This window comes from Caulobacter sp. FV1ye6ST (assembly GCF_058681225.1).
The window spans coordinates 2912415-2936828 of record NZ_CM178733.1 but is presented as its reverse complement, the minus strand read 5'-3'; the positions used below and the strand labels follow the sequence as shown (position 1 = coordinate 2936828).

Annotated in this window: 13 protein-coding genes, 1 pseudogene and 1 other annotated feature; of the genes and pseudogenes, 2 read left to right on the top strand and 12 right to left on the bottom strand. The window is 65.2% G+C overall.

Annotation, left to right across the window (positions count from 1 at the left end; translation table 11 throughout):
• Positions 1-72: 72 nt before the first annotated feature.
• From ACW175_RS14265 to ACW175_RS14245, 5 genes are read right to left on the bottom strand one after another with little or no spacing between them, the layout of a single operon-like run.
• A complete protein-coding gene (locus ACW175_RS14265; RefSeq protein ID WP_492100705.1) occupies positions 73-789 on the bottom strand; it encodes a class I SAM-dependent methyltransferase in 717 nt (238 codons plus the stop codon).
• 1 nt (position 790) lies between these two features.
• Complete coding sequence (locus ACW175_RS14260; protein WP_492100704.1) at positions 791-5032, bottom strand: excinuclease ABC subunit UvrA; 4242 nt, start codon at positions 5030-5032, stop codon at positions 791-793.
• Complete coding sequence (locus ACW175_RS14255; protein ID WP_492100703.1) at positions 5033-5890, bottom strand: TauD/TfdA family dioxygenase; 858 nt, start codon at positions 5888-5890, stop codon at positions 5033-5035. It abuts the gene before it with no gap.
• Positions 5891-5892: 2 nt separating this feature from the next.
• A complete protein-coding gene (locus ACW175_RS14250; protein ID WP_492100702.1) occupies positions 5893-6585 on the bottom strand; it encodes a class I SAM-dependent methyltransferase in 693 nt (230 codons plus the stop codon).
• Between the two features lie 2 nt (positions 6586-6587).
• Entirely contained in the window at positions 6588-7070 is a 483-nt protein-coding gene (locus ACW175_RS14245) for a glycine-rich domain-containing protein (RefSeq protein ID WP_492100701.1), read from the bottom strand.
• A gap of 509 nt (positions 7071-7579) precedes the next feature.
• On the opposite strand from ACW175_RS14245, the pseudogene ACW175_RS14240 reads away from it, so the two are divergent.
• Positions 7580-7706 (top strand): annotated as a pseudogene (locus ACW175_RS14240) (IS3 family transposase); the annotation flags it as partial.
• Positions 7638-7713: a sequence feature (AL1L pseudoknot), on the top strand. It overlaps the preceding pseudogene by 69 nt.
• 428 nt (positions 7714-8141) lie before the next feature.
• The gene (locus ACW175_RS14235; protein WP_492100700.1) at positions 8142-8525 is read left to right on the top strand and encodes an ATP-binding protein; all 384 of its coding nucleotides are present in this window, start codon (positions 8142-8144) and stop codon (positions 8523-8525) included.
• A 7-nt stretch (positions 8526-8532) separates the two neighbouring features.
• Here the strand turns inward: ACW175_RS14235 and ACW175_RS14230 are convergent, their stop codons facing one another.
• The 7 genes from ACW175_RS14230 to ACW175_RS14200 all read right to left on the bottom strand — a co-directional run bounded on the left by ACW175_RS14230 (position 8533) and on the right by ACW175_RS14200 (position 24379).
• Positions 8533-11589 (bottom strand): AAA family ATPase, encoded by a 3057-nt coding sequence (locus ACW175_RS14230; protein WP_492100699.1) that lies wholly within the window; start codon positions 11587-11589, stop codon positions 8533-8535.
• Positions 11589-12725 carry an exonuclease SbcCD subunit D gene (locus ACW175_RS14225; protein WP_492100698.1) on the bottom strand — a complete coding sequence of 379 codons (1137 nt, stop codon included), beginning with the start codon at positions 12723-12725 and terminating at the stop codon, positions 11589-11591. Before ACW175_RS14225 ends, ACW175_RS14230 begins: the two co-directional genes overlap by 1 nt.
• 57 nt (positions 12726-12782) lie before the next feature.
• Positions 12783-14276, bottom strand: coding sequence for an ATP-binding protein (locus tag ACW175_RS14220; protein WP_492100697.1), 1494 nt, complete (start codon positions 14274-14276; stop codon positions 12783-12785).
• A gap of 28 nt (positions 14277-14304) precedes the next feature.
• Complete coding sequence (locus ACW175_RS14215) at positions 14305-16770, bottom strand: AAA family ATPase (protein WP_492100696.1); 2466 nt, start codon at positions 16768-16770, stop codon at positions 14305-14307.
• Positions 16767-16979: a hypothetical protein gene (locus ACW175_RS14210; protein ID WP_492100695.1), complete on the bottom strand. Its 213-nt coding sequence runs from the start codon at positions 16977-16979 to the stop codon at positions 16767-16769. Before ACW175_RS14210 ends, ACW175_RS14215 begins: the two co-directional genes overlap by 4 nt.
• Before the next feature lie 155 nt (positions 16980-17134).
• Positions 17135-22984 carry an anti-phage protein ProA gene (gene proA, locus ACW175_RS14205; RefSeq protein WP_492100694.1) on the bottom strand — a complete coding sequence of 1950 codons (5850 nt, stop codon included), beginning with the start codon at positions 22982-22984 and terminating at the stop codon, positions 17135-17137.
• A 486-nt stretch (positions 22985-23470) separates the two neighbouring features.
• A complete protein-coding gene (locus ACW175_RS14200) occupies positions 23471-24379 on the bottom strand; it encodes a tyrosine-type recombinase/integrase (RefSeq protein ID WP_492100693.1) in 909 nt (302 codons plus the stop codon).
• Positions 24380-24414: the final 35 nt, after the last annotated feature.

Sequence of the window (24414 nt, the reverse complement as noted above, 5' to 3'; positions counted from 1 at the left end):
GCGAAAGCCCACCGAAGCCGCTCTTGGTCTTATGTTCCGGCATGTTTTCCCCGACGGCTCGGCGTCTCGTGCTTAGCGCGCCCTGCCGGTTACAAACGGGGAAACTGACGCCGGGTCAACTATAGATACGTCTTCCAGACCGGCGTCCCGCATCGCGCCCGCCACCAACTCAGGGTCGCAGCAGCGCAGGCGATGCTGTTCAACCAGCAGCTCGCCGGCGCTTTGTCCGACATAGATATAATCGGCCAGAACCTCGGCGCCCGGACCGCGCTGGGGGCTGAATCGATGGATGAACAGGATGTCGTCGGGCTGACCATCGGGGCCCGGTTCCCTGTCGATCCCGGGTCCGGTGTTCATGCGAGCTGGATTTGCTACCTGAAGGAGCAGCAGACCGCCGGCCGTGAGACCCTTCGCAAGCGCGCTGACGATCCGACGCAGGTCGGCTTCGTCGTCGCAATAGTGCAACGTCCAAGACAGCGAGGTGATGACGTCGTAGCGGGCGACCTCATCGAAATCCTGCATTCGCTCGACGCGAACGCGCGAGGAGGCCAAGCGGTCGGCGGCGGCCCGCACCATGCCTTCAGCGGCGTCGGCCCCGTGGGCGTCCATCCCGTTCGCGATCGCGAGCTCGAGAAACACACCCGTTCCGCACCCGACGTCGAACAGGCGGGTATTGGGTCTGCCAAGGCTGGCGACCCGGTCCAGGACGAACGCATGATCATGCTTGTAGTGACCCGGCGGCGTGTGGAGGTCGTAGCGATGGGCGTAGGTCTCGAAGAGCTGGTGCACGTCAGTCAGTCTCCAGCGGCGCGGGCTCGACAGGCGTCAGAGTCGTGAAAGCGTCGACCATGCGGCGGGCGACCGTTTCGGGAAGCAGAGGTTTCCCCGCCGGGCTGTCGAGGCACAAGAAGATCCGGCGCAGGCCCGCGCCCGCGCGGGCGCTGGTTGTCGCGTCGCAATGCCTAAGGGCCTCGATCTGCTGCTCGGGAGCGCTGAGGCTCCAGGTCGTGAACGGCAGGTTACCGGCGGGGAGGAGTTCGGCGAAGGCGCGGAGACCTGATCCGGCGCACGTCCTGCACGCGATGAGCTGGCGACTGCGAAGCTGCTCGAACCAATCCTTGTCAGGGCTTCGGTCAGCCTGGGCGAGAATCTCACGATAAAGTCCGTCCCATCGAAGCCAGGACGACACCTCTGCGGGGTTGGACTTCGGCGACTTGAGGAAGGTCCCGAAACCCGGCCGGCGCCAGTCTCCGTGAAGCAGAAGGTCGCGGTGGCCGTCCTCGAGATCCTGGAAGGGACAGTCGCCGTCCCAGAGCCCCTCGGAGGCGAGTTTCTTGAGATAGGGCAAGAACATCGCGCGACGCACGCCCTTGAGCACGTGCTCGGCCTGGCCGGTCAGAAAGCCTTCGGCCGACGGCGGAAGGTCTGGCCGGGCGATCAGGAGATCATCTTCGAGACGCGACGCGGCGCGGCTTCCGCGGCACGCCGGGCAGCGACCCGAGACGTCGTGGCGCGAGAAGTCGCGCGGCGTCGGGGCTTGGGGGCCGACGACCCCGTCGTCGAATGACACCAGCCGCGCGCCCGCAGCGGCCTTGACCTTTCCATCTGTGCCGCGAAGTTCCACATATCCCCCGCCGATCGCTAGGGCGTCGGCGACGACGGCGCTCCGGTCGGCCGCAAGGTCGCCGCCGGGTGCGAATCGACTCCCGGATGCTCTCGCGCGTCGAACGTCCTGGCCCATGTTGAGGTCGTCCGTCGCTGCGCCGGACAGGGCGAGACCTTCGGCGCGGATATGCTTCAGGCGATCGCGGATGAGCGAGCGCGGCACGCGGGCGCCCCAGACGCGCATTTCGGCCATGAAAGGATGGATCTGGAGGACGGCGTCCGGGTCTGCCGCCCAGGCGTCCATAAGTAGCGGGAGAGCGGCGTCGCGGTCGGCCTGGTGAAGGTCAAGAAGGATTTTGGCGACCTCTATGTCGATGCCCGCCGCCTCGCCGGTGGTGCGGCCCGCCCAGAGCCGTTCGGACAGGACCATGGTCGGAGGGCCCAGCGCCGCCTCCCCCGTGGGATCGAAGTCATCGGTGGCGGCGACATCGCCGGTGATGATTGTTCGAAGCGCCGCGAGAGTGCGGGCCGCGCGGTCCTCGCCGTGTGACAGGTCGGCCTTACTCGCAGGGCCGTCCGTCTGGCGTGCCGATCTCGTGATCGGCTCCAGCAGGCCGGCGAGGGCGAGGGCCGTCGCGGTTTTGCGGCGCATCATCTCTGACGCGACGCCCTGGAACACGACGTCGCCGCCTTGGGGACCGCTTCCGGGGCCGAACTCGACCAGCCAGTCCGACGCGCGAATGACCTCGAGATCATGCTCGACGACGATGATTGTGTTGCGGCCACCGTCGAGGACGCGGTCCAGGGCCTTGATGAGGGTGTGTACATCGCGTTCGTGAAGGCCGGCCGCCGGCTCGTCCAGGATGAAGGTCGCACGGTCATGGGAAGACGCCAGACGAACCGCGAGCCGCAGGCGTTGCAGTTCGCCGCCGCTGAGGGTGTCGATCCGGCGTCCCAGAGCGATATGGCCGATACCCAGATCCTTCATCATGGCCAGCAGGTCCGCGGACCGCGTCAGGTCGCGGATGTCTTCAGGGAGGCGATCGACCGCCGTGTCGAGAACCTCGCTGATATTCATGCCGGCCACCCGGATGGCTAGGATCGAGGAGCCGTAGCGAGCGCCGCCGCAGGCCGGGCAGACCCCGGATCGGCCGTCGACGTTGACGGAGCCGACGCCTTCGCAGACCGGGCATCGGCCATGGCCCGCGTTCAGTCCGAAATCGCTGGCACCGAGGCGCTCGCCGCGCGCCTGCTCCGAGGCGGCGAAGGCCTTTCGAAGCGGGTCGAACACCCCGCTTAAGGTGGCGACCAGACTGCGCCGGTTAGGCGAGGGGATGGATTGGTCGAGCACGACGAGCTCACCAAGCAAAGACTCTCCCGTGACGGCGCCCCAGGCGCCGTGCGAGCACGGCGTCTTTGTCAGCGCCGGGATGAGCACACCCTTGACGAAGCTCGACTTGCCGGAGCCGGAGACCCCGCAGATCGTTGTCAGCCGGCCCGCCGGCAGGGTCACGTCGGCGTCGCGGATATTGTGGTGGCGAATGCCGTTGATGCGTAGCCACGCCTTGCCGGCGTCAGGCGGAGGAAGGCGCAGGCGAACCTCCTGCGTCTCGGCCGAGAGGGTCGGCGGCGGCCCGTCCCGGACGATCGCACCCCCCGCGGGTCCGGCTCCTGGACCGAACTCGAGTAACCGGTCCGCGACGGGCCACAGGCTCTGGCGATGCTCGTTGAGAATGACGGTGTGTCGACCGCGCAGCCGGCCCAACGCTTCACCCAGCCGGCCCAGGTCGGCTTCGTGCAGGCCCCGGCCGGGTTCGTCCAGGAGCAGGCAAAACCCCGCCTGATCCGGCGCTAGCACCCGCGCGATCCTCAACCGTCGGCTCTCGCCGTCGCTCACGTCCAGCATTCCGCGGCCCGCGGTCAGGTAGGGCAAACCGACCTGCACTACATCTTGAGCGCGCTTGCGCACGGCCACGATGAGTCTTCGGCCCTCGACCGTCCGCAGGTCGGTGAGCGGGCCATCGGCGCGGCACAGGTCCGCCAGGGCCTCGAACGACAAGGCGAGCAACTCCGCGATGTTCCGCCCCGCGACCCGCAGCGCCAGGGCTTGGGGAGACCATCGCGAGCCTTCACACATCGGGCACTGCCCGCTGACGACGATTTCGGCGAGGTGCCGCGCGCCGCGTCCCGCGCCGGCGGCCTTTTCCAGCAGCACTGGAACGAATCCCCGGAACGGGCGGGGCGGGCCGATCTTTCGACCCTTCTCGTCGCGGTCTTGGATCGCCTCTCCCGCCGAGCCCTGCAGGACCAACTCACGAGCCGACGCCGGCAAGTCCTTCCAGGCGGCGTGCAGGTCGAATCCTTTGATCCCGTGAAGTCCGGCGATGGTCTCGTGCTGGATGTTCAGGTTCTTGTAGTTCTTCGCGGTCCAGAGCGCGAAGGCGCCGGCGGTCATCGAGCGCTCGGGGTGACGTATGAGGGCGTCGAGATCGACCCGCCGCGCCACCCCGGTTCCGGTGCAGTTGGGGCAGGCTCCACTGTCTGTCTGTGAGGGCGCGTTGAAGCTCAGCAGATGACGGGAAGGCGCCAGAAAAGTCATTCCGTCGTCGGGGTGAACCCAGTTCCGCAGGCTGTCGAGCCGCGGGCCGAACGGACTGGCCAGGGCGGGGTCGTCCGAGGCCTTGAGGGTGACGACGACCGCGCCGTTTGAGGCGGTGAAGGCGGCCTCCAGGCGCTTGAGCAGGGCGCCCTCGCTTTCTGCGCCTGACACCTTGAGGCGCCCGAACGAGGCTTCGATGGAATGGGCGGTCTTGGGATTCAAAGGCTTGAAGGCGTCGATCTGCACCTCTCGCCCCGTGTCGCGAAGCCTGACTGGATCGGTTTCGCTGTAGAGCCGCAGGGTCTTCACATCGTGGGCCGCCAGACGTTTCACCGCGGCGGCGCCATCCGTCTTCTGCATTCGAACTGGCGCGGCCAGGATCTCGACCTCGCCTCGGTAGTGGCGGGTCAGCCAGCGGGCGTAGGCGATTGGCGACGGCGGAGGCGTGGGGGCCTTGGCGGCGTCGGACCACACGGTCGATTCCAGAATGAACAAGCGCCGCAGCAGGGCGAGCAGTCCGGTTGCGGTCGCGACGGTGGTGCGGATGCTTGGGCGGAATCCTCGCTGGCCGACCAGGGCGGTCGGCGGCATGGCGCTGATGAAGGCGCGGGGGGCCTCGTCTTCCAGGTCGGATTGAGACAAGCCCAGGAAGACGCCGTTCCGCCTCGCTCCTTCCGCCGCGATCGTCTGGGCGAGCAGGGAGCTCTTTCCGGATCCGGAGACTCCCGTGACGACCGTCAGGCTCCCGAAGGGAATTTCGACATCGACGTCGCGCAGATTGTTCGCGTCTGCGCCGAGGATCTGAAGGCTGTTTCTCGGCTGGGCCACTCAGACAGCCGCCGCGCGGTGCATGACCAAAAGCGACCGGGCGTCGTATGTGGACGGGAAGTCGGTGAACCGGACCGAGCACTCGCCGCGATAATGGAGCGCGCGCGTGTTAGAGACGATGAGAACGTCCCCCGGACGGGAGTGGAAGGGGATCGACACCGCCATGGCGGCGTCGTGGAGCCTAGCCATCAGGCCTTCAAGCTCGGCCGTCGGACCGCCCGATCTTCCAGCTGCGATCCGCAAGCTGGCCGGGTGGTATCGAATGCGGCCATCCTCCACCAGCCGGCCCCGCCAAGTCTGGCTGGATCCCTCGTGCGACATCACGGCCTCCCGCGTGGTCAGGAAGGCCGTGAGCTCATCGTCAACGGCCAGATGGGCTAGGAGGTCGGGCAGATCCGCCACGCGCTGCTCGGCGTAGGCATCTCCGCCGGGGTCTTCGACCTCGCACTGCATCAGGGTGGCGACCGGCGGGTCGACTGACACATTGCCGTCGGTGTGGAAGTCGCCCGCCTTGACGGTGTGCGAGAGCGCGCGCGTCCAGGGCGACATTCTGAATCGCTTGACGATGCGGTTGGCCCCATATGCATCGAACCCGGCACCCAAACACGTGGAAAGCAGCACAAGCGTCTTGCCGTCGTCGAGGTCCATGCCGCGCAGCACGGCGTAACCTCTCTCGTCGAGCGTGGTGCGGATGTCGTTGGCAAGAGCCTGCCAAGGCTCGCCGGCTGACGTTTTAAGATCAAGAGCCTGCTCGAGCGCGTCGGCTTCGAGCGCGTCGATGTCGGCGTACCGCGCGGCGACCGATCTCAAAGCAGCGATCGCGTCCGGCGCGACCTGGATTTCAGGTAGAGCGGGCATCGTCACGGGCGGGTGAGACGGAACAGCAGTTTGTGACGGTAATGGTGATCGAACATGGAGGCGACGTCCGCGTATCTGAAGTCCGCCTGGCGGGGGTCATAGCTGATCCACCCCGTTCGCCGAAGAGGCTGGACGACGGCGCTCAGGCCAGCGTTTGCGGCCTCGGACAGGATCTCGAACGGCGTCCGATCGTAGGTTTGGATGCCGGAGGCCTCCATCGCCGGCTTCCAGTCCCGCCATGTCGGGTTCTCGGCGTGACAGCCCAGAACGACATAAGCGGAAGCCCCAGGCGCGAGAACGAGTGCGGTCCGGGCTATGAAACCGGGTAGATCAGGCACCAAGTACAGCACCTCGTGACAGGTCATGAGATCGATCGAACCAGGTGCGATCTCGTCCCAGCCGGCGAGACCGGCCAGGCCGACGTCCGCCGGATAGGGGCTTAGCCTGACCGCCGCCTCCGCACGCAGTGCGGAGGCGGGCTCGATGCCGATGACCCGGTCCGGCCGGAAGCCGTCGATCAGCCGTGCTAGGAGGCCGCCGGAGTGACAGCCCACGTCCAGGATGACGGAGGGCGCTGACACGCCGTCATCCTGGATATGACCGATCAAGGCCGTCCAAAAAGTAGCGTTGGCCTCGGGAAGGCTGGTGTCGAGGGAACGTTGGCTGAAGAAGCCGGCGCGCTCACCCTCGGCCATGGTCAGGGGCAGCGTTGCGAAGAGCACGACCTGGCCAGCATGTCGCCCGCGGTCGGATCAATGCCGAAGTTGATGATGAACAGGCTCACCGACTCCTTAAAAGCCTTCTCCAGCGCCGCTCGGTCCGCTTCGCCCCGCAGGCCGAAATAGGGGAAATGGTGCAGGTATTGGCCGAACATGGTATCGCAGTCCGCCATGTAGGCGCGCGTATCGAGAATGTGGGCGTGCCAGAATTCGTCGACCGGACCGGTGGGGCAAACCTTACGGTCCGGATAGCAGACGTTGAGCGCCAGGAACTTGCGATAGAGGTCTTGGACCTCCTGGCAGTGCTCGAAGGTCCAGCCTTTGTCTTCCATCAGCTTGAAGGTCAGCATGGTGAAATCGAGCTGCGCAGCCTTGGCCAGCGCCTGCTCCATCTCCGGACTATGAGAGACCATCGCTTGGGCTTCGTCGTAGGTGACGAGACCGTCAAATCCCGTAGTCATTCGCAATCATCCTCCGAGTCTAAGATGCAACGTAGCATGGCTCAAGCGAGACAGGCCAGCCGAGCTTGCGACAGTGAGCAAATTCCGACGTATTCTAGCAAGTGGGTCCCCAACGTCAGCTACCGCTGGTGGGCTCAACCGATCGCGGCGACACAGTCTGGCCGACAACGATGCGGTTGGTGGTTGCTTCGATCATCTGCCGCTTCTGCGGCAGGTTCATGGCTTCCCAGCCCCTAGTTAGAGGCCGTGCTCCGGGCATGACCTCCTCTTGAGATACGGAGGAGATACGCATGACGTCGAGTTCGGCTTGAAGCCGCGGAAGCTCGTCGTCGAGCGGTCGGCGACTTTCGGACAGAGGCGCGAAGCGACGGCCTAAGTCCGCCGTCGCGACCTCGCCGTCGGAAGAAGCGCGAAGAGCGCTTCTTCCTCGACGTCCAGCTTCCTGAGGTCAGCGAGCGCGCGTTAGACGAAGCATTCTTTCTCGCGGATCACTCCGGCCGCGCGCGGCGGCGCTGAAGCGGGAGAACCGCGAGCTGCGCCAAGCAACGAGATCCAGCGCAAGGCGGCGGCCTATTTCGCCCAGGCGGAGCTCGGCCGCCCGTTCAAGCGATGATCGCCTTCGTCGACTATCACCGGGGCGGCTGAATCTTCTGATAGAGATTCTTTCGTCAGTGGCGTGTCACGACCCTTTGCGCGCGTTACGCTCCGCCTCCTGCTTGTAGTCCTCTCGCGAAATCCACCCAGTCGGCTCGTGTGGCGTTGATCCCGGCGGCCTGCGGACAGGCGCGTTAGCCCCTTGTCGGATCGACGGGCTTCTCTTTCGCACTTTAATTGCGAATAACCTGGCCAACCATCTAATGAATGTCTTCATCGCAAAGCTCCCCGGGCCTGCCCGACAACACCATCCCACTTGCGGTCCCTAGCGCGGACTTGCCAACCGCTGTCTCGTCAATATTGAGCACGAAATCACTTCCTAGCGCACGCCGGTTGACCCGTGACCTACTCTGAAATACCGGCCCGGGCGGTCCAAGGTTGGGGGCAAGATCACGTCATTTATCATTGCAGGGCACAATGAGAAAAAGCGCAATACAAACCGCCTCCATCCGCTACCGGATCATCGCCGCCAAGCTGCCGACGATGAAGGATTTGGCGTGCTTCACCTTCGACGGCTCGCCGATCAACGAGGGCCTGGTCCGCGCCCTGCACGCGGCTCGTTCCTGGCCGATCACCGCAACATCGTCTTGTTCGGCGGCACGGGCACCGGCAACCCACCTGGCCATCGCCATCGCCATCACTGCCAACGTCGTGCGGGCCGGGGCGCGGGGTCGCTACCTCAACACCGTGGATCTAGTGAACCGTCTCGAGGACGAGGCCCGGCGAGGCAAGACCGGCGCCTTGGGCGTGATCAAGTGGGTGAAGTCGCAGGCCTCCTTCGCCTTCCGCAGAGCTTGGTAAGGGTCCATCAAAGCCTGGCGGATATGTGGCTGCCACGGACGCCGGGAATGACATCAAAACCGGCGGGGATCTGGGTCTTCACGGCTTCAACATGCGAGATGACCCCAACCGCTCTGGCGCCGCCGACCATGTCGCGCAGCGCGTCAAGCGCCCGCTCCAAGCTCTGTTCATCGAGATGTCCAAAACCTTCGTCTATGAAGATGGCGTCAAGCTTCACGCCTCCGGCTTCGGCCTGGACCACGTCCGATAATCCGAGCGCGAGCGCGAGCGCCGCGAGGAACCCCTCACCGCCAGAGAGTGTCTGAGCGTCTCGCTCCCGGCCGCTGTGGGCGTCGAAGACCGCGATATCGAGACCCGCGCGGCTACGTTGATCTTGCGCGGCGGTCTTGCGGCGCAGTTCGAAGCGGCCGGCCGACATGCGATCAAAGCGGATATTCGCCGCACGCAGCACATCTTCAAAATAGGCTGCGATGGCATAGTCGATCAGGGACATCCGCAACGGGTTTCGCCCCTGGGCAAGACGGGACAGTTCGCCGACATGCCGGTGAGAATCCTCGGCGGCTTTCTGGCGCTCTAGGGCATCGATGATCCGCTGTTGGCCAGCCAGCAATTCGCGGACATTGGCGTCCTCATCGGCCAACGTCTTGATCAGCATCTCAAGCGCTTCATCAACCTGATCGCGGGCGAGGATCAGGGCGGCGAGATCCGCGGGGATCTTCCCGGCAACAGCCTCCGCCGCGCGTTGGGCGCGCGCGTGGGCGGCCGCCAGGGCGTCTTGATGCGCCGAGACGAGACCTTGCAGCTCGTTGATCTGACTGATTTCGGCACGGGCCAATTCAAACGTCGCCGCGTCCAGATTCCGAGCCGAGAGAGCCTGTGCTAGGCTTTCACGAGCGCGCTCTGCGGAAGTTTCGGCCCGGCCGGCTTCGCCGCGCCGCTCGCCAAGCGTGGCCTGAAGGACGGCGCTAGCTTGGACGCTTTGGCCAAGCGCTTGTTCAAGCTCGCGGTGAGCGGCCAGCTCCCGAGCCAAAGCCTGCGCGGCGCCAGACAGATTGGCGCTGGCCTTTTCCGCGTCTCGCAGATCATCGGGAACCGTGGCGAGTTCGGTAACCAGGGCGGCGTCGACGGCGTCGAACGCACTGCGAGCCTCGATCAAGATGCTATGCTGGTGCTCCAATTCGACTTGCGCGGAGGTCAGCGCCTGAACGGCCAACTCCGCCGTTTCGCTCGCCTCGGCCGCAGTTGGCCCCGCCTCCAAGGATCGCAGGGCCGTCTCCAGGCCCGTGATCTCCTCGGTCAGTTGGGCGACAGACGTCGAGGGGGAGGTTAGGGTGTTGAGAACGCGAACGAGCTCCTCGGTTAGCACCCGCGCCTCGCCCGCCGCGCGTTCGGCCTGGCCGAGCAGGTCGCGCGCCTGGTTGTCGGCGCGTTCGGCTGCCCGGAGATCCGCACCGAGGTCTTGATCAATGTCGCCGCCGCCGGCCGGAGCGGGATGATCAAGCGCGCCGCAAACCGAACAGGGCTCACCGTCGACAAGGGCCAAGGCCAGATGCGCGGCCTGCGCGGCGTCTCGGGCTTCGCGCGCCATGCCGAGATGTCGCGCCTTAGCGTCGGCCTCGGCCTGAGCCGACGCCAGGTCGGTTTGGGCTTTTGCCGTCACCGGGCCTTGGGCGGCGACCCGTGTGGTCTGACTCTCGTAGGCCGTGGCGGCGGCGAGGGATTGTCGACCTTGAGCCAGCGACAAGCGCGCGACCGAGGCGCGGTCGGCGCCAAGATGCGCGGCGTCGAGCGCGGATCGCGCCAGCGCCTCGTCGGCTTGGCGTTCCTGTCTTAGCGTTTCAGCGCTGGCGTGAGCCACCATAGCGGCGCTCAAGCGGCCCTGAGCGGCCAGTCGCCGGGCCTGCAAGGGCGCGGCGGCGGTCACACGCTCGACGATCCGCTCGGCGCGCTGTTGGGACAGGACGAGCGCGGCGCGCTCCCCCTCGCGGGCCTCAGATGCGTCGAGCGCCGCGCGCGCGGCCGTTTCGGCGCTCTGCAGCAGGGCGAGTTGCCCTTCAAACGCGGTGACCGCTTGGGTCAGTTGCTCGGCCGATCGAAGAGCGTCCTGAACACCGTTGGAGAGGGGCTCAAGCTCGCGCGCGGCTTGAGCGCGCGTAAGTCGCTGGCGATCCAGAAGTCGCACGGGTTCCAGAGCCTGCTGCTCGGCCAGGCTCGCCGCGGCCGTCGCCGTTTCGGCGAAGAGGGCGCTGGTCGCGCGACCGGCGACAAGCGCTGTTTCCGCAAGCAGTCGGTCGGCGTCCAATTCAAGTCTATGCAGGCGGTGCGCCGCGACCTTGGCCTGCCGCTCTTCAGCACGTTGGGCCAAGGCCGCCAGGTCGTCGACGCCAAGATCCTGCAATCGACTGGCGACGTCTCGCCGCGCGGCCAGCACGATGGTTTCCAGATCCGCCGCCTGAGCGCGCAGCCGTTCAGCGGCGCGCTCATAAAGACAGACATCGAAAAGCCCGCGGAGAATTTCGGAACGCTGATCGCTGCTCGCGGTCAGAAGATCGCGAAAGCGACCCTGCGGCAGCATGACGACCTGGCGAAACTGCTCGGCGTTATAGCCCAAGAGATGGGTGAGCGCTTCGTCGACCTCTCGCACGCGCCGTTCGGCTATGGCGACGCCGCTGTTGCTTTCGGAGATGTCCTCGATCGTTAGCAAGCTCACGTCAAAGAGCGCGGCGGTCTGGGCGTAGACCCGGCTCTCGCGACGCGGCGACTTCAGATCCTGCTCGGGTTCGCGACGCACGACATAGCGCTTGGCACCCAGTTCGAAGATGAATTCGACGAAGGTTTTGGTGTCCAGATCCGCCAGGTCCGAGCGCAGGTGGGCCCGGGTCCGCTCGCCGCCGGACGACACGCCGAACAAGGCGTAGGACATGGCGTCGAGCACGCTGGTTTTGCCCGCGCCGGTCGGCCCGTAGATCCCGAAAAGCCGTTGGGCCAGCGCCGTTCGAAAATCAACGACCACGCGCTGCGCGAAAGGGCCAAAGGCTTGGACGGTCAAACGGATCGGGCGCATCAGAACGCCTCGTCGATGAGGGTCAGGGCGGCTTGGGCAATGGGACGTTCGATCTCGAGCAAACCCTCTCCACGCACGTCGTGTAAGAAAGCGTCCAGGACGTCCATCGGATCGCGACGCGCCTGGCTTGGGGTTACGCCCGCGCCGCCGGTGCGACCGGCCCGTTCGGGGCGAGCGATCTGTAAGGCGTTGGGATATAGGGCGCGAAGCTGGCCCATGGGATCGATGAGGTCGCCCTCGTCCAACAGGATCGCCTTGACGAAGTCCTGGCTGGGCGTTCCGCCAGCCTGGCTCAGAAGATCGTCTAGTCGCCCTTCGACCACGCGCACGGCGCGTCGCGGCGTCAGGTCGCGTGTCGCCACGATTGGCCCGGTGGCGCCCAAGTCGACGATCGAAAACGTCTTGTTGGCGCCGGCCTCGTCAAAGCCAAACGCCATGGGCGCGCCGCAGTAGCGAATATGCTCCGCTCCAGCGCTTTGGCCGCGATGCAAATGGCCCAACGCGACATAGGCCGCGCCGTTGAACACCTCGTGCGGCACGGTTTCAACGCCGCCGACGAAATCCAGGGAACGCTCGGCCTCGGTCACCGAGCCGCCTTGCACGAAGGCATGGGCGGCCACCACCCAACGCGCGCCGTCTGGAATCAGGGCCCTGGCTTCAGCGAGTTGGCGCACCAGCACGTCGGCGGGGCAGTTCATCGCCGGGTCCTTGTAGTGACCTCGGGCGGCGTGGACCTCGCTGAAGGGCAGGGCGCTGAAAGCGACCCGGCCATGGGCGTCGGACAACACCAGCGGGTCGGCGCGCGCGCTGAGCGGCCCGCGGATCAGAACCCGGGCGGGGTCTTGCAGCGCGCCGCCAAAGCCCACCCGTTCGGGAGCATCATGATTGCCGGCCAGGGCGATGATGGCCGCGGGCGTCTCCCGGTAGACGCGGGTCAAAAACCGGTCGAACAGGTCAACGGCTTCGCGGCGCGGCACGGCGCGATCGAATATATCGCCGGCGATGATGATGGCCCGGGCGTCGGTCTCCACCAGAGCGTCGAAAATCTGATCGAGCACCAGCGCCTGATCATCAAGCAGACTCTCCTGGGCCATCATGCGGCCCAGATGCCAATCGGAAGTATGGAGAAATCGCATGCCGTTCTCTCATAGCGGGGATCAGCCGCCCGCCTGACGCCCGATGGTCGATGAACTCTAACCGCGCCAGAACCAACGGCGTTTGGCGGGAGCTTGTTGGGGAGGGGGAGCCACCGCAAGCGACGCTGGGCTCGTGGCTGGGGCAACGGCCAGCCGGCTCACAGCCGCAGCGGCGGTCAGGCCCAGAAGATCGGTCAGTTCATTTTCAAAGGCTCGCGTGACGTCGTCATGACCGCTGCGCGCATGCGCCACCTCGTGAAGCAACACTCCAGCATAGGTCGCAAGCGAGTTTAGCTGGTCGTGGCGGATGACAATGCTCGACGTCGCGGGATCCCAGAGCCCCAGGGCGTCGCTGCCGCTGAAGAAATCCTGCCGCATCGTTCGGCTGATACGGACCGCGCGCGCGCGACGCGGCATGCCGCCGACCAGGGCGACCAGGCGGTCGGTCATGGCGAACACCGCCGCTTGGGAGGGTTCTAGGGCGCTAGGGTCTATCCAGTCGAACGTGAAGCTGTCGTTCCACTCGCTCTGATACACCCCAAGATCGCGGATCGGCGCGCCGCTGAGATCCTTGCCACCAGCGACTTCGGCCAAGATTGAATCGGGCACGGTGACGATCCTCAGCCCGTCCCCACGGGCGAGGTTGACGGCGCTGACATTGGTTTGCAGCTGAAATGACGTGACGAAAAGGACATCGCCGGCGGCGTTGAGGATTTTGCAAGCGTGGACCGCGACATCCTTCCAGGCCACTTCGTCAGAGGCCGTACCGCGTTCCAGGGCCATGAGCTGGTCCGCCAGGACCTGGGCGACGCCGGCGCTCTTGGTTTGCAGCAGCATGGCCTTGACGCGCTCGCCATAGGCGGTCCGTCCGACATTGGTGCGCTCGCGATTGAGCGCCTTCTTCATCGTCTCGGTCAGGCTGGTGATATCGTAGGAGAAGGCGAAGTTGTCCTCCTCGGCCACAAGCAGGCCCGCGACGTAGATTCGGCTCTTGGAGCCGCTTTTGAATAGAATTCTCCCAACCTTGGTGTCCTCCAGCACGGTCTCGCCGGAGAACTTCAGGAAGAAGCTTTTGGCCCTTTCCATGTCGGCGCCCGGCAGTCCCGGCAGCCGAATGGTCGTGCCGGTCATCAGCGGCTCGCGTGGCGGACTGACGGCGGCGTGAAGCGTCACAACGTCGCCAAATCCATGCTTGGCGCGTTGCGCAAGCGTGATCACCCCGTGGGAGGATTCGATTTCAACGCCCACGCCGTTGCGATCGAGCGTGGCCATCGCGTCCTTGAGACCCACGCCGAACTTGCCGATCACCTGGCCGACGGCCGCCAACTTTTCGGGGTTCTCATTCTGGGTAAAATGCTCGTAACGCAGTCCGCGACCTTGATCGCGAATGGTCCAAACGCCATCGGCGTCCTTTTCGATGCGCGCTTCGGCCGTTCCCGTCAGGACCTGTTCGTCCAGGGCGTTGGCGATCAGTTCGCGCACGGCATGGGCGTTGTCCCAAGCCTCGAGGATCTTCTTGATATTGAGGTCGAAGAGACGGCTGTCGGTCATCGAAGCATCCGGCTGGCGGCGAGGGGTCTCAGATCTGCGAAAGAGACTTGTAGTAGCGCGTTGGACCCGGGGTCCCAGCCTGGGTCATGAAGCACTCGGCGTAGGCGTCTATGCCCGCCATCACCGCCTGGAGCGCGGGGGCCGAGAAGGCCTGGGCCTGGCCGGTCGCGTAGTGCGCCAGGAAGTTGCCAATCACGCCAGCGACATGGGTTTGCAGGCCCTGGACTTGCGCGGGGGTCATGACCAGCGAGCCGGCGGCGCCATGCAGCTTGACCGCCGCCTCGATCGCGGCGATGGCGGCCCCCACCTGCTTGTCTTGATCATCGACGGCGAAGTCGACCGGCACAGGGATCCTGACCTTGGTGATGATTTCCAAGAGCTTGTATTCGAGATACTGCCGGATTCGCGGCGCGGCGTACTCGACCTGCCCAGCCTGCAGAAAGGCGAGCGTCGCATCGCGCACGCGGTTGACCGCGCCGGTTTGCGGCAGCACGGCGGTCTGCGCCGTGCCCTCCAAACGCTGATGGCGCCAGTCTGGATCGTTGCTGCTCCTGTTGAAGAACTTTTCCAGCAACGTGTCGTGGCTCAACAAGATCACTTGCGGTCCGTCGCTCTTGGCCGGCCGGGCGAACTGGGTCCGGATCAGTTGCATGAGCTGGTACTGATGACCGGCGTCAAAGCTTGAGGTTACGTCGTCGAAAATCACGAACTTTGGAGCGCCGCCATAGAGACTGGCGGCCGCCAAATAGACCGAAACCGCGAAGGCGTTGCGAAAGCTCTCTGACAGCAGGGCCTGAGCCGACACGTTCTTTAGGCTGTAGAACTGCTCCAGGCCCAGCGTCAGGGTTTCCTTGCCGTCGGCCTTGATCAGCGTTGGCCGCACCGGTTGATGCATGATGTTGTGAAACAGGGTTTGGCAAAGCGGTTCGACAGCGGCCAGCCTGCGCTTGGAGGCGTCCGCCTCGGCCGTCGCGAAGCCGGCGCTGACCGCATCGATGAAGGCTTTGACGCGGGTGATTTCGGCGATCGTGGCTTCGGATTTGAGCAGCTGCGCACGCTCGCTGTCCAGCTTGAGCCAATTGCCCTGCAGTCGGCGAGCGCTTTCCAGAGCCGTAGTTACCGCCACCATCGAGGCGGGAAGCCGTTGCTCCAGCTCGGCCTTGGCCGCTTGGGTTTCGGTGAGCTTGGTTTTGGCGCGATCGACAAGGACTGTGCGCCAGGCCCACAGCGCTTGGACCTCGGTCGCGCTGAGACCGCCGGTCGACACCTGCCGTCCCGCGGCGGCGAAGAGATTTGCCTCGCCGTCCACGCGAAACTGCGTTTCCAGCGTTTCCAGCTCAGCCCAGGCGCCTTCGGCCCAGGCCGCAGTGATCTGACTGGTGGCGCCATCGACGGCCGCGTAGGCGCCCAGCCGATGATTGACATGCTCAAGGACGGAGGTTTGACCGGTGTGCTCGCAGGCGGGACATTGGTTCTTGTCGGCCCAGCTGTCGTCGACCAGCACGTCGCGGCCGGCGCCGTACAGTTTGCGCAGAAGCTCGCCGGAAGTTTGGTTGAGCGCTCCGTCGCGGTCCGCCGCCAGGGCGACCATTATCTCGTACTGGGTCAACTGCGCGCCGCCGTTCAACAAGCCCGTAAGCTGGATCTCTTGGCGAACCAAGTCGGTCAGCCGGGCGCGGTCTTCGCCGCCCTCCGCCAGCTTTACCGCTTCGATGCAGGCATCGACCTCGATGGCTTCGAAATTTCGATCGGCGCAATGGGGTTTGAGCACGGCGATCTGATGCAGGGCGTTGTGCGCCGCGACGCTGACCGCCTTGGGATCGGCAAAGTCGGTGAGCTTCTGGGCGGTCAGCTGCTCGAATGCCGAGGCCGCCTCGGCCTCATGTTGAGAGATTTGGCCTTTCAGCGTCGCATGCCCTTGGAGAAGCGCGGCGCTTTGGACGTGATTGTTGAAGGCCTTGGTATGGGCCAGCGCTTGGAGCTCCTGGCGTAGCGCCGAATATTTGGCCAAACCCAGAAGACCGGAAAAGGCGCGGCCACGATCGAGCGCGTCCGTCTCCATGAAGCCTTGAAACATCTTGTGATCCAGGAGGACGAAATCGCGGTTGAGCGCCTCGAGCAGTGCCTCGGCGTCGACGCCCGGAGGACCCGTGACCGCCCGCGCGCCGCTTGCGCTGCGCGTCACAGTGACTTGCACCGAGGCGCCGCCGGCCGCCGGCGCCAGCGTCAGTCCGACGGTGCCCATCCCTTGGGAGTGGAAGCGATTGACGTAGTAGTCACCGCCGCGTTCCGTGGCGGCCAGATTGTCGAGCTTGCTTATGCCGCCGCGCAAAGCAAACGTCATCGCGTCGAAGATGGACGTCTTGCCCACCCCATTGGGCGCTGAAATCGAATTGACGGCGTCTGTTTTGAATTTGAGGATCAGAGGATCGTCCTCGTTGTTGATCCCGCGGAATCCTTCGATGGAGACCGCTTCCAACAGCCACCCGGTCATGGGGCGTCGCCGTTTTGCCGGGCGGCCGTCATCAGCGCATCCCAAATCTCGCCCTTGCTGACGTCGCCCGCAGCCAGGCGTGTCAGAAACGGTGACAAGGCCGCGCCAAGCTTAGCGTCCAGCGCGACGCCCTGTTGAGACAAAGCCGTCATGTTTTGCTCGAACGACTGATCATCATCGATCGCGAACAGAAACTTGGCCTTTGCCATATGCTCTCCTCCTCGTCGGACATTGACCCCGTTGGATTGGGCTTTTCGACCGGCTAGAAAGCTCTACAGCAGACACCCGCTGAGCGCGAATTCTATTGCGAAACTCTCTTGGGAATAGCGCCTCGTTTCAGGCTCAAATCCTTTTTGCGGTCCGGTCATGTTTCCACGTTCGAAGCGACAGCCGCTTGGATTCTGTTTCGGGCGGCAGCGGAAACGCGTCGCACTCCAAACTGCCGGGCGATTTCGACCACAGGGTCAGCATTGGAGACGCGCCGCGCCAAGGCCGACAGCTCCGCGTGAGGAATGTCGTCGATGAAACGGATATCGGCTTCGCTCGCCGGCACACGGGCGCGCGACCAGGTTTCCACCGCCGCCCAGTCGGGCCAGACGAACACCAGGCCGTCGGGATCCGCGACGGCCGGAAACAGGGCGTTGGCGACCAATTCGACCCGTTCTCGGATCAGGCGGCCTGATTGCTTGAACCCGTGGGCGCGTGCAATGCGGTTAACCAGCGCGTCCATGCGCAACGGTCCCTCGCCTCCGACGACCCTGCGGGTCAGTCGCTCGATCGTCGGGGTGTAGATCGGCTCGTAAAACGCGGCCGGATCGAGAGCTGGTTCGTCGGACAAATCCACCATGCGGTAAAGATCGTCCTGACTCGGCGAAGTCGCCTCCAAATCCGGGAAGGCGACGGCGCGCGCGAATTGCGCGACGCGGCCGGTTGGACTGGGCGGGTCCGAGGGCGTTTCGGCCGTTTCTTCCGGTTCTGGCAAACTGACCGGGACATCTTCGGCACCTCGGGCGCGATCGGCCTCCAGCAAGCCGGTCAACGCCGCGTGGAGAAGATCGAGCGCCTGTTGACGATTGTGCCACCAGGCCGTCGACCAGACGCGCTCCAACTCCCATCCTAAGCCCTTCAAAATTCCCGCGCGGACTTTGTCCCGATCACGCGCCGTGGCCGCGCTGTGATAGGAAGCCCCGTCGCACTCCACGCCCGCCAGATAGGCGCCGGGCTTGTCGGGATGCACCACGCCCAGGTCGATCCGGAACCGCGAGACCCCGATCTGGGGGATGACCGTCCAGCCACGCTCGCGCAGGCCGCGCGCCACGGCCTCCTCGAACGGCGACTCGTAGCCCCCGACCGAACCCTGGATCGCCGCGGCCAAGGCCCTGGGACCTTGTTGAGCAAATTCCAGGAGGTGCTTGAGGTCCCGCACCGCATCGGCCGAGGTCCGATTGAGATCGACCATTTCAGGGCCGAACGAGGCGAAGATAATCATCTCCTCGCGGGCCCGCGTCACCGCCACGTTCAGCCTCCGCCAGCCGCCAGAGCGGTTCAGCGGACCAAAGTTCATGCTCATGGTCGGGGCGTCTGGCGTCTCGGGCCCATAGCCGACGCCCAGGAGGATCAGGTCGCGCTCATCGCCCTGGACGGTTTCCAGGTTCTTGACCACGACAGGCTCAAGGCAATGGTCGCCAAAGAACCGCTCCAGCGCTGGGTATTTGGCGCGCTCCTTGTCGAGCAGGTCTTCGATCAGTCGTTGCTGCTCGGAATTGAGGGTCACGATGGCCAACGATTTGCCGCGGCCGCCGAAGGTCGGATCCCGGAGCCGCCGAACGGCTTCCTCGACCATCGCCTGGGCCTCGGACGCGTTGGTGCGGGACTTGCCCTTGGCGTATGCCCCGCTGACCCGCCGCAGACTGACCATGGTGTCCTGGGTCACAGCCGAGGGGAAGGTGACCAAACGGCTCTCGTAATAGCGATGGTTCGAGAAGGCGATGAGGCTCTCGTGGCGCGAGCGGTAGTGCCACTCCAGCGTATGTCGCGGCAGGCCGGCCGAGAGGCATTCGTCCAGGATGCTTTCCAGATCCTCCTCGACGCTGTCGTCGATCTCGTCTTCGGCCGGCGCGCCCGCGCCACGCTGGAAGAAATTGGTCGGCGGCATTTGGCGCGGATCGCCCGCGATCACGACCTGTCGGCCTCTCGCCAGGCTGCCGATTGCGTCCCAAGTGGTGATCTGACTGGCTTCGTCGAAGATCACCAGGTCGAACAAGGCACCGTCCGCCGGCAGGTACTGGGCCACTGAAAGCGGGCTCATCAACATGCAGGGCGCGAGCGTGGTGATGTCTGGTCCCATTTCGCTCATCAGGGCGCGCACCGGCTTGCGGGGTTTTTGCAGGCCCAACTGATGGCGCAGCGCGCCGAATCCTGAAGATTTGGCGACGGTATTGCGGTCCGGGATCTGGCCCGAGATTTTTGCGCGGATGTAGCGAACCGTCAGGTCCGCCACGCGATCGTCCAGCGCGCGGAAGTCGGCGATGCGATCCTTTTCCTCGCGCGCCGTGAAGAAACGCAGGCGGTCGTCGGCGTCTATGCGCCCGGCGGCCCACCATCGCGCATAGGCCGTCTCGAACTGCGTAGCGATCTCGCCGGGACGGACCCTGCGGCTCTCCAGGGCCTCGACCATGCTGTCGAGCTCAAGCGTCACGGCCGCGCGTCGGGCTTTTCGCCACAAGCTCCAATCGCGAAGCTGGGGTTGATGAGCCAACAGGGTCGCGCTCATCGTCGCGATCCGCTCCAGCAAGTCGGGATGATCGAGCGGCTGCTCGCAACGGGCGACGGCGCAGAATCGCTCCAGTGCCGTCTCGAGATCGGCGTGCGCACCGCGCCATCGCGCTGTCGCCTGCCGGATCGGCATGGCCTCCGCCAACAATTCATTGCCGTCCACCACCACCTGTCGCACCGCGCCGCGGACGGCGGTGAAGGTCTCGGGCGTGGAGGCCAGCTTGGCCGTGGCGGCGCGTAGTCGTCGCGCAACCTCGAGCGTTGCGGCCAGCCGCGCTTCATCGGTCGCCAGACCCGTCCAGGCCGAGGCCCGGCTGGCCTGTCCCTTCAGCTCATCCAAGCGCTCCAACTGGCCTTGCATCGTCTTCAGGCGCGGCAGGTCGGCACGCGCGTCGGGTTTTGCCGCCAGCTTCGCGGCGGTCTTCAACGCGCCGTTCACCGCAGAACGCCCGATTAGGTTCAGAGGCCAGAACACCTTGTCGGACTTTTCCAGCTTCGCTTGCAACGCCGCCGTCTGAATTTGGCGACACGCCTCCGACGGGTAGGGCTGGGACAGATCTCGTTCGGCCGTCTGATAGGTCTCGAGATGTTTGAGTCCGCGCTCCAGCGCGTCGATGACCGCCGTCGCGTCGGGCACGAAGGCGAAGCTCAGGTCCAGGCCGTGGGCGGCGTCGATCGCATCGGCCATGGCGGTCAGCGCTGTGAGACCCAGCCGGTCACCGGGCCCGCGCGGCAGGGCCAAGCAGGTTTCGAGTTCCGCCCGTCGAGCGCGGGCCGTTTCCCCCGCGCGCGCCAGGGCCGCGGTCGCGGCGACCATATCGGCCTGCCATGCGCCGGTGAAATCATCGGCCGCGATCACCCCAAAGGCTTCGCTGTCCAGCGCGTCGACGGCGTCGAACAGGCGATCCATCTGACGGCAGGCTTCGCGCATGGCGTCGAGCGTCACGCGGTCATGGCGACGCTCGGCGGTCCAGCCGAGCTCGGGCGTGCGGGCGTCGGCGTCGCGGACGGTCCGACCGATCGCCTCGAAGAGGCTCAGGCCATTCTCGGACCGAGCATGCAAGAGGTCGACCAGGCCGTTCAGCTCGTCGCGCAACGCAGCGAGCTTACCGGTTTCCGCGGTCCAGTCTTCCACCGCCACGGTGTCGCGCGTGTCCCAGGCGCGTCCCAGCTGCTGGATCACCTGGGACTTGTTGGCCTTGTTCGAATGCAGCTCCAGACAGAAGGGCGCCAGACCTCTGGCGTCCAGGCGGCGGTAGACAACCTCCAGGGCCGCCATCTTCTCGGCCACGAACAGGACTTTGCGGCCCAGCGCCAGATTGTGCGCGATCATGTTGGCGATCGTCTGGGACTTGCCGGTGCCGGGCGGGCCGTCGAGCACGAAGTCGCAGCCCTGGCCGGACGCCACCACGGCGGCCAGCTGGGAGGAGTCTGCGGGGAGCGGCGCGAACAAGTCGGATGGCCGGACCTCCTGGTCCAATTTGTCGGCGTCTGGGAAACCTTCCTTGCAGAGGAACGGGTCGCGCGGCGTGTCGATCAAATGGCGCACGACCGCGCTGGCCTTCAGTTGGTCGACGCGATCGGTCAGGTCCTTCCACATCAGGTATTTGGCGAAGGAGAAGACGCCCAGGGTCAGCTCCTCGGCGACCTCGAACCCCGCAACGTCACGCACCGCGCGCCGAACCGCGGTCCAGACGGCGCGGACATCCACGCCATGGTCATCAGCCGGTAATTCACCTTCCAACTCGGGAATGGTCAGCTCGAAATCCTGCTTCAACAATTCCAGCAGGGTCAGGTTGAAGCGCGCCTCATCCTCGTGCGCGGTCATCACCACCCCGGAGCGTGCGCTCTTTCTCTCAAGCGTCACGGGCAACAGGATCAACGGCGCGTGATAGGTGCGAGGATCGGCTTCGGAGCGCTTCCAGTTCAGGAAGCCCATGGCCAGAAACAGGGTGTTGGCGCCGCCTTCCTGCAAATCGAGGCGCGATTTGCGATAGAGTTCGACTAGTTGGGCGTCCAGCGCCTTGGCGTCGAGCGATGAGAGGACCTCGCCGACTTCCAGGGCCTCGCGGGCGTGGGCCTCAAGCAAGTTTTCGCCTGTCCGGGCTTCATGCAGGGCGGCTTCCCGCCCCCCTGCGCCAAAACCCTCCAGCTCGGGCAGAGGCTTAATCCGGATCTTGGCGCCGTCCGTAAGCAGATCCTCGAGCCGGGCGATGTCAGGACAGATCAGGCGCAGGGCTGTGGCGCTGGGTTTGGTGTGTAAGAGACGGTTGCGTACCGTTAGATCGAGCAACTTGCGCCGCCACTGGTCGATCCGGCCCCTCGGCGTCGCCTGGGCTTCATTGGCCAGGTTTCGGTCGAAGTCGGGCAAGGCAGGCGCTTCTTCCAGGCTCTCGGCGACAGACGCGCGCCCGTCCGACTCTTCGGGCGCGACGGCGGTGATCTGCAGCGCCACCGGTCGCAGGCGTTGCATGCGCGCACGGCGGATATCGAGCGCCAGGATGAAATCGTCCTCGTGCTCGGAGGCGATCTGGCGGCTGGCCGTCTCCACGGCGTGGCTGAAGGACGGCGCGGGCTTGCTGGTCGAAAGCGTGGTTTCGAACAGTACCATCTCGCCGAGCGCAACGCGTTTTCTGACCGCCACCACGTCGTCGGTGATCAGGCTGGCGAATTCCTGCGGGATCAGCCAGCACCCGACAAAGGCGTGGCCTTTGGTGAGGATCAGGACGGGATTGAGTCCCATCTGCTCCAACCCTGCGGCGAACAACAACGCGGTGTCGAGACAGGTCGCCAATCCGCCTTCGAGGATGGCTCCCGGCGTGCGGATCTTCTGGCCATTCGTCTCGAAGCTCGCCGGCGGCAAAGCGTAAGTCAGCCGCAGGGATGACACCGCCGACCAGAGCGCGGAGGTGAGCTCCCACACCCGTCGGCTCGACTGGCTTTGATAGCCATCCAGGGTGTCGGGTTTGCCGGCGCTTTGCAGCACCTGCGCCGTACGCTTGAGCAGTTGGTCGACAGCAGGATCATTGGGTGTCACGAAGGCCGCCAGCAGCTCCGGCATGTAGCCGACGCCGCCCCACTCGTTGCGCGCTAACACTTCGACGGGAAAGCGCGCCCGCGCCAGTTCGCCCTCTTCGCCGCGCACGCAGATGACGACCTCGCCCGCTAGGCTCTCGGCGGTTTCAAACAGTAGGCCGGCGTTCAGCTCGATCTTGCGATCAAGAATGCGGGTACGGACCTGCGGCTCCAGTCGATCGATGCGCCAGGTCTTAGGCGTCAGAAATCCTGGCTCGGAGGTCAATTCGACCGTCAAGTTTTCCAGTGTCGTTTCGCCGGCCTGTTCCAGCTCCAGATCCAGCAGCACGGGGGCGCTGTTCTGGTGCGAAGCAAAGGTGACTTTGCTGGCGATGCTCGCCAGCACCCGCACGGATGTCTGCATTGTTTCCCCCACTCAGAGACATACACCCGACGGCCCAGCTTAGGTCAACTATGGGTGGCTCCGCGCAACGACAGCGCGGTAATCGGGTGCATTGGGCCGGTCGCGTCTACCTGACTATCGGCCTCGACCGCGGAAGGCCAACACGATAGCGGCCGCCTTTAGCGGCAGATGGCCGTCATCGCCGAGCTAATCAATCAACGCCTTAACGTTAGGCTGGATGACGTGAAGGGACGAGAATTCGTCCTGAAGCTCGATCCTAAGGCAGATCGAATGTCCAGAGTCTGGAGCGAAGCCAATGTCCGCATTTGGCGCAACATGGCCGGCGAGCTTGCGGCTCCGCTCCCGGAGTGCTTTAGACCGGCTTCGGCCAGCCCTTCTCCGTCCTGCAGTCGGGTCCCTGCGAAGCTGGCGCCTCCATTTGCACTCCCGGTCTCGCCGATTGGGGGAGCGAACCTCGTGATCGCTGGGCCGCGGCGCAGTGAGGCGCTAAGCCGCCAAGCTTGTCAGAAGACAGGCGCGCTCCAACGCTCGCTTCAGACTCGCATCGCCGACATGGGCATAGAGCGCGGTCGTAGCGATGTTCTCATGCCCAAGCAGCCGTTGCAGGAAGAGCAGGTCAACGCCGTCCTCCAGCAGCAGGGTCGCACAGGTATGGCGCAACATGTGTGGCGTCACTCGGCGCGCGACCCCTGCGGCTTTGGCAAACAGGCGCAGGCGCTGGCGAAACACTTGCGTCGTCCATCCGCCGCCCGACGCCTTGAACAGGGTCGGGGCGGCGGGTCGCAGGAGCGAGGCGAGGCGTTGGCGCAAAACCGGCTCGACCACAGGAACCCGCCGCTCACGCTGACCCTTGCCACGGATATGCAGGCTGCCGTCCAGATCGAAGTCGGAGGGGCGCAGCTGGACGAGCTCTCCCACTCGCAAGCCCACGGACAGCAGCAACAGGACGGCGATCGCCAGTTCCTGGGCGTCTCCGCTGGCGCTTGACGACGCCAGCCGGGCCGCTCTGGCCAGCTTGGCGGCGTCGTCACGAGTCAGGCAACGGGGCAGGGACTTGGCCCTCGGTAGGCCGATGTCGAGGCCTTGGAATGGTGACGAGTCTATCGCCTTTGTTCGCACCAAGTCGGAAAAGAAACCGCGCAGGCAGGCCAAGCGCCGGCGCGTCGTGCGGATCGCCATGCGACGATCGGTCGTCAGGTAGCGGACGTAGGCCAGGATCGGCGACGCCTCTTCCATCCCGTCTTGCGGAACAGGCGCAAGAGCCGCCCTGGCTTGAGTAAAGGCGGCATAGTTCTTCAAATCCGAACGATAGGCCCTGACCGTATGCTCGGACGGATCGCGGCGCGCCTTCAGGCGCTCCAGATAGGTTTCCGCAAGTTCCATTGTAACGATCATGCTCATCTCCCTAGATTGGGGCGACGAGCGCAAGA